The sequence below is a fragment of the Rhizobium alarense genome (genome assembly GCF_021555155.1).
GTDB lineage: Bacteria > Pseudomonadota > Alphaproteobacteria > Rhizobiales > Rhizobiaceae > Rhizobium_D > Rhizobium_D alarense.
Genome location: NZ_JAKGBU010000111.1, coordinates 1 through 5,796, shown reverse-complemented (window position 1 = coordinate 5,796; position 5,796 = coordinate 1). Strand labels below are relative to the sequence as shown.

Below are 5,796 nucleotides of genomic sequence, written 5' to 3'. Positions count from 1 at the left end.
CCGTCCGGGAGATGATCCTGGCGGTCCGCGAGGCCTGCGAGCCGCCCGTCCTCCTGAAGACCATTATCGAATCCGGCGAACTGAAGGACCGCGACCTCATCCGCAACGCCTCCCACATCGCCATTTCGGCCGGCAGCGATTTCGTCAAGACCTCGACCGGCAAGGTGCCGGTCAATGCGACGCTGGAGGCGGCCGACATCATGCTGAACGCGATCCGGGAGAGCGGCCGCAAGGTCGGCTTCAAGCCGGCCGGCGGCGTGCGCACCGTTGGCGACGCCCGCCTCTATCTCGACCTCGCAGCGACCATCCACGGCCCCGACTGGGCGATCCCGTCGACCTTCCGCTTCGGCGCCTCGGGACTGCTCAACGATATCCTCGCGGTTCTGGAGGGCCGGGAGCCGGCCCGCGCCGCCGCGGCCTATTGAGATGATCCCGCAGGAAATCATCCGGCAGAAGCGCGACGGCGAAAGGCTTTCACCCGAGGCCGTGTCGGACTTCATCGCCGGGCTGACGGCGGGAACCGTGACCGAGGGACAGGCGGCGGCCTTCGCCATGGCCGTCTGGTTCACGGGCATGGCGGCGGACGAAACGGTGGCGCTCACCCGCGCCATGCGCGATTCCGGCACCGTTCTCGACTGGAGCGCTCTCGACCGGCCGGTTGCCGACAAACATTCGACCGGCGGCGTCGGCGACAACGTCTCGCTGATGCTCGCGCCGATCGCCGCCGCCTGCGGCCTTGCCGTGCCGATGATCTCGGGCCGGGGCCTTGGCCATACCGGCGGCACGCTGGACAAGCTCGAATCCATAGCCGGCTACACGATTGCGCCCTCGCCGGATCTCTTCCGACGGACGGTGGCGGACGTCGGCTGCGCCATCGTCGGCCAGACGGCGGATCTCGCGCCCGCAGATCGCCGGCTCTATGCGATCCGGGATGTCACGGCCACGGTCGATTCCGTGCCGCTCATCACCGCCTCCATCCTATCGAAGAAGCTCGCGGCCGGGCTGCAGTCGCTGGTGCTGGATGTCAAGGTCGGCAACGGCGCCTTCATGACCGACCTCGCCGAGGCGCGCACGCTTGCGCGGTCCCTCGTCGAGGTGGCAACCGATGCCGGCCTGCCGACGACCGCCCTCGTCAGCGATATGAACCACCCCCTCGCCGATGCGGCAGGCAATGCGCTGGAGGTGAAAAACTGCGTCGCGTTCCTGAAGGGCGACAAGCGGGGGAGCCGGTTGGAGACGCTGGTGCTGGAGCTTGCGGCCGAAATGCTGGTGGGCGCCGGCATGGCCGCCGATCTCGACAACGCGCGTATGCAGGCGGCCGATGCCGTGTCGAGCGGCCATGCGGCGGAGACGTTCGCCCGCATGATCGCCGCGCTTGGCGGACCCGCCGATCTTCTCGACAGGCCCGAAACCCGTCTCAGGGCCGCCCCCGTCGTGCTGCCTGTTCAGGCGGCGCGGGACGGCTTTCTCGGCGCCTGCGCGACGCGCGACCTCGGCATGGCCGTGATCGAACTCGGCGGCGGACGCCTGCGGCCGGACCAGGCGATCGACCATCGCGTCGGATTCGACCGCCTGCGACCGCCCGGCTCACGGATCGAGCGCGGCGACGAGATCGGCAGGGTGCATGCCGCAAGCCGGGAAGCGGCCGAGCACGCGGCGGCGCGGCTGCGAAAAATCTTTGCCATCGTCGAAGATCCCCCGCCAGAAGGCCCGCTTGTCGTCGAGCGCATCACGGCGGGCCGCGGCGTTCCGGCCGCACAAGGGCTGCAGTAGCGCTCCCGGTCGGCCTTTCAGGCCGGTTGCGGTCTCGAAGGAAACCCTACCGGACAAGCTCCATCCGGTCGCCCCTGACCTGGTAGGACGACAGTTCCTTGAGGAAGGTCATGCCGATCAGCGTGTCGGAGAGCGCCTTGTCGTCGAGCACCATGGCTCCGACATTCTCCACCCGGACGGACCCGAGCTCGATCCGCTTCAGCCGCACATACGCCGCCCGCGCCTTGCCGTTCGCCGTATCGACCGCATAGCGGAACGCGAGATCCTTGCGGGCGATGCCCAGCCGCTCGGCGGTCGACAGGTTGAGCGCCACCATGCTCGCGCCGGTGTCCACCAGGCCGTCGACCCGCTTGCCGTTGATGACGAAGCTGCCGTTGAAATGGCCGCTGCCGTCGGCGCTCAAGGTCGCGCGGCGACCGGCGGACGATTGGGCCGCCACCTGCTCGGCCGCGGCGATGCCGGCGGCGACTTCCGGGCGATTCGCTTCACCGCTGAAATAGACGCCGGCAAGCGGCGGGACATAGATGGCGGCGGCGGCAATGCCGCCGGCAAAGGCAAGGCTGCGAAACAGCATTGGCGCGGGTCTCCCTGTCGGATGTGACCCGAACTAGCACAACCGCCCTAACGGACGCGTAACCCTTCGGCCGACGCAGGCGCTCCGTCCCCGGCCTTTGTCGAACAGGGTAAACGGATCGTTACGCCAACCTATTCCGATATCACTTCGTGCCGTACATGCGGTCGCCCGCATCGCCGAGGCCCGGCACGATATAACCCTTCTCGTTCAGGTGGCTGTCGATTGAGGCGGTGAAGACCGGCACGTCGGGATGCGCCTCGCGGAAGTTGCGGACGCCTTCGGGCGCCGCGAGGAGGCAGAGGAAACGGATGTTGCTGGCGCCGCGGCCCTTCAGCGTATCGATCGCCGCAATCGCCGAATTGCCGGTCGCGAGCATCGGGTCCACGACGACGACGAGGCGTTCACCAAGGCTGTCGGGCGCCTTGAAGAAATACTCGACCGCCTCCAGCGTCTCGTGATCGCGATAGACGCCGATATGCGAGACGCGTGCCGACGGCACGAGTTCCAGCATGCCTTCGAGCAGACCGTTGCCGGCGCGCAGGATCGAGGCGAAGACGAGTTTCTTGCCTTCGAGGATCGGCGCATCGATTTCCTGAAGCGGTGTCTCGATGCGCTGGGTGGTCAGTTCCAGGTCGCGCGTCACCTCGTAGCAGAGCAGCGTCGAGATCTCGCGCAGCAGCCGCCGGAAGCTGCCGGTCGAGGTTTCCTTCTTCCGCATGATGGTCAGCTTGTGCTGCACGAGCGGATGATCGATGACTGTGACGCCGTCCATGGCCAACCCTTTTCCCGGAAGATGCAAACGATTCTTTTTCCACGGAACGCCGCACGCCGGCAAGAGACGAACGCCTCGATACGGCAACTTCCCCAGTTGCGTGAGACGGTCGTCACAGCCGGTCGAGCAGTGCCTTGCGTGTGGCGTCGTCGACGAAGGCCGCCTCGATGGCGGTGCGCGTCATGGCGGCAAGGTCCGCCTCTTCGAAGCCCATGAGCGACGCGGCGACCTCATATTCGCGGGAGAGCGACGTGTGGAAGAACGGCGGATCGTCGGAATTGAGCGTGACGCGCACGCCGGCCTCATGAAGCGCACGAAGCGGATGCGCGCTGAAATCGGGAAAAACGGAGAGCGCGACATTCGAGCCGGGGCAGACCTCGAGCACCACGCCCTCGCCCGCCAGGCGGCGCACGAGATCGGCGTCCTCGATGGCCCGCACGCCGTGGCTGATGCGCTGCGGCCGGACATGGTCGAGCGCGTCGCGCACGCTGAAGGCGCCCGAAAGCTCGCCCGCGTGGATGGTGATGCCGAGACCCGCATCGCGCGCGATGTCGAAGGCCCGCGCGAAATCGGCGACGCGGCCCATGCGCTCCTCGCCCGCCAGGTTGAAGCCGGTGACGAGCGGATGGGCGCGCCGCGCCGCGTAGAGCGCGGCCTTCTCCACGCGCTCGGGCCCAAAATGCCGGATGCCGACAATGATGAAGCGGCATTCGATACCGGTCTTTTCCCGCGCGCGTTCCGCACCCGCCGCAAGGCCAGCGATATAGGCATCGGCGCCGATACCCGCGGCATCGCCCTGGTCCGGCGAAACGATCAGCTCGCTGTAGATCGCGCCCGCCGCTGCAATCTCCGTCAGATAGGTCTCGGCGAGCAGCGCATAGTCCTCCGCCGTCCGGAAAAGCATGGCGGTCGCGTCGTAGCTCCGGACGAAGCTCGTGAAGTCCTGCCAGACATAGATCCCGTCCCGGATGAAGGCGCTCGTGTCCGCGCCGTATTTTCGTGCCTGTGCCAGCGCGAGCGCGGGCGGCGTCGCGCCCTCGACATGGCAGTGCAGCTCCGCCTTCTTGATATGCGCCGTCACAGGAAACTCCTTCCATAGGGGCCCGGCGCAACGCCGAGATGCCGGGCGATCGTCTCGCCGATATCGGCGAAGCTTTCGCGCGTTTCGAGCAGCCGGGAACGGATGCCGGGACCGAAGCTCATGATCGGCACGCGTTCGCGGGTGTGGTCCGTGCCGCGCCAGGTGGGATCGCAGCCATGATCGGCCGTCAGCAGCACGATGTCGCCGGGTTTCAGTTTGCGGTCGACCTCGGGAAGGCGCCGGTCGAAGGCCTCGAGCGCCGCCGCATAGCCTGCAACGTCGCGCCGGTGGCCGTAGACCATGTCGAAATCCACGAAATTGGTGAAGACGAGATCGCCATCGGCGGCCTCGTCCATGACCCGCAACGTCGCGTCGAACAGGGCCATGTTGCCGTTCGCCTTCACCAGCCGGCCGATGCCCTGATGGGCGAAGATGTCGCCGATCTTGCCCACCGCGTATACGGTCCGGCCGGCTTCCGTCAACCGGTCCAACAGGGTCGGTTCGGGCGGCGGCACCGAGTAGTCGCGGCGATTGCCGGTCCGCTCGAAGGTTTCCGGTGTCTCACCGACAAACGGCCGGGCGATGACGCGGCCGATGCGTCCGCCCGGCCGTTCGTCGAGCAGGGCACGCACGGTCTCGCAGAAGGCGAGAAGGCGGTCGAGGCCGAAATGGACCTCGTGCGCGGCGACCTGGAAGACGGAATCGGAGGAAGTGTAGCAGATGGGCCTGCCGCTCCTGATATGGTCCTCGCCGTGCCGGGCGATGATTTCCGTGCCGGACGCGTGACAGTTGCCGAGGATACCGGGCACCTGGCCGCGCGTGCAGACGGCGGCGACGAGATCCGGCGCGAAGGCGTCGCCGTCCGTCGGGAAATAGCCCCAGTCGAACATCACCGGCGTGCCGGCGATCTCCCAGTGGCCGGACGGCGTGTCCTTGCCGCGCGACACCTCGCTTGCCGCACCGTGCAGACCGAACACGCGGGCCGGCACGTCCATGCCCGCAGGGAAACGGCCGGTTGCGGCACGGGCCGCATGCAGCAGGCCGAGCGCCGACATGTTCGGCAGCCTGAGCGGACCGGACCGCAGCCCGTCGCGATCGGCCGCGCCCGCGGCACAGAATTCGGCTATGTGGCCAAGCGTATCGGCGCCGAGGTCGCCGAACGCGTCCGCGTCGGGACCGCCGCCGATCCCGAAGGAATCCAGTACGAAGAGAAAGGCGCGCGCCATCGTCCACCCGTCAGTCGCTCACGTCCGCCGAGCGCGCGGCGGCTCGGATCGGAACATGCGAATCGTCTTGCGCCGGACGAACCTGTCGCACGGCAAGAGAGGAGACATGCCACGAGCGATATGGACGCTCAAGAAAAATCGGCGGGGATGGCCTGCAGCCGTCAGGTGCAGTCGCTGCAGGTGATTTCACTGCCGACACGCTGGCGGAAATAGCTCGTCTTTTCCAGCGTCACCGGATTGATGACCGTGCCCTGGAGGCCAGGCAGCATCAAAAGAATCTCGTGGTCGAGCGACAGCTCCGTGCGCACGATGAAGGCCTTGTTGGCCAGCAGATCCGTCGGCAGGTCCGTGACGCTCGTGTCCTTGGCGT

General features: G+C 67.3%; 5 protein-coding genes and 2 pseudogenes. 2 read left to right on the top strand and 5 right to left on the bottom strand.

From position 1 onward, the window contains the following. Both LXM94_RS23465 and deoA read left to right on the top strand, forming a co-directional pair. Positions 1 to 425: pseudogene (locus LXM94_RS23465) on the top strand (deoxyribose-phosphate aldolase); the annotation flags it as partial. Next, positions 421 to 1,773: a thymidine phosphorylase gene (gene deoA, locus LXM94_RS23460; protein ID WP_235773958.1), complete on the top strand. Its 1,353-nt coding sequence runs from the start codon at positions 421 to 423 to the stop codon at positions 1,771 to 1,773. The pseudogene LXM94_RS23465 and the gene deoA, both read left to right, overlap by 5 nt. Positions 1,774 to 1,819: 46 nt before the next feature. Here deoA and LXM94_RS23455 read toward each other — a convergent pair whose 3' ends face one another. The 5 genes and pseudogenes from LXM94_RS23455 to LXM94_RS23435 form a co-directional block, all read right to left on the bottom strand. After that, positions 1,820 to 2,347: a retropepsin-like aspartic protease family protein gene (locus tag LXM94_RS23455; protein WP_235773938.1), complete on the bottom strand. Its 528-nt coding sequence runs from the start codon at positions 2,345 to 2,347 to the stop codon at positions 1,820 to 1,822. 142 nt (positions 2,348 to 2,489) lie between these two features. Beyond that, positions 2,490 to 3,119: a uracil phosphoribosyltransferase gene (gene upp, locus LXM94_RS23450; protein WP_235773936.1), complete on the bottom strand. Its 630-nt coding sequence runs from the start codon at positions 3,117 to 3,119 to the stop codon at positions 2,490 to 2,492. 112 nt (positions 3,120 to 3,231) lie between these two features. Then, positions 3,232 to 4,200: an adenosine deaminase gene (locus LXM94_RS23445; protein ID WP_235773935.1), complete on the bottom strand. Its 969-nt coding sequence runs from the start codon at positions 4,198 to 4,200 to the stop codon at positions 3,232 to 3,234. Next, entirely contained in the window at positions 4,197 to 5,426 is a 1,230-nt protein-coding gene (locus LXM94_RS23440) for a phosphopentomutase (RefSeq protein WP_235773933.1), read from the bottom strand. Before LXM94_RS23440 ends, LXM94_RS23445 begins: the two co-directional genes overlap by 4 nt. 161 nt (positions 5,427 to 5,587) lie before the next feature. Further along, positions 5,588 to 5,796: pseudogene (locus LXM94_RS23435) on the bottom strand (TadE/TadG family type IV pilus assembly protein); the annotation flags it as partial.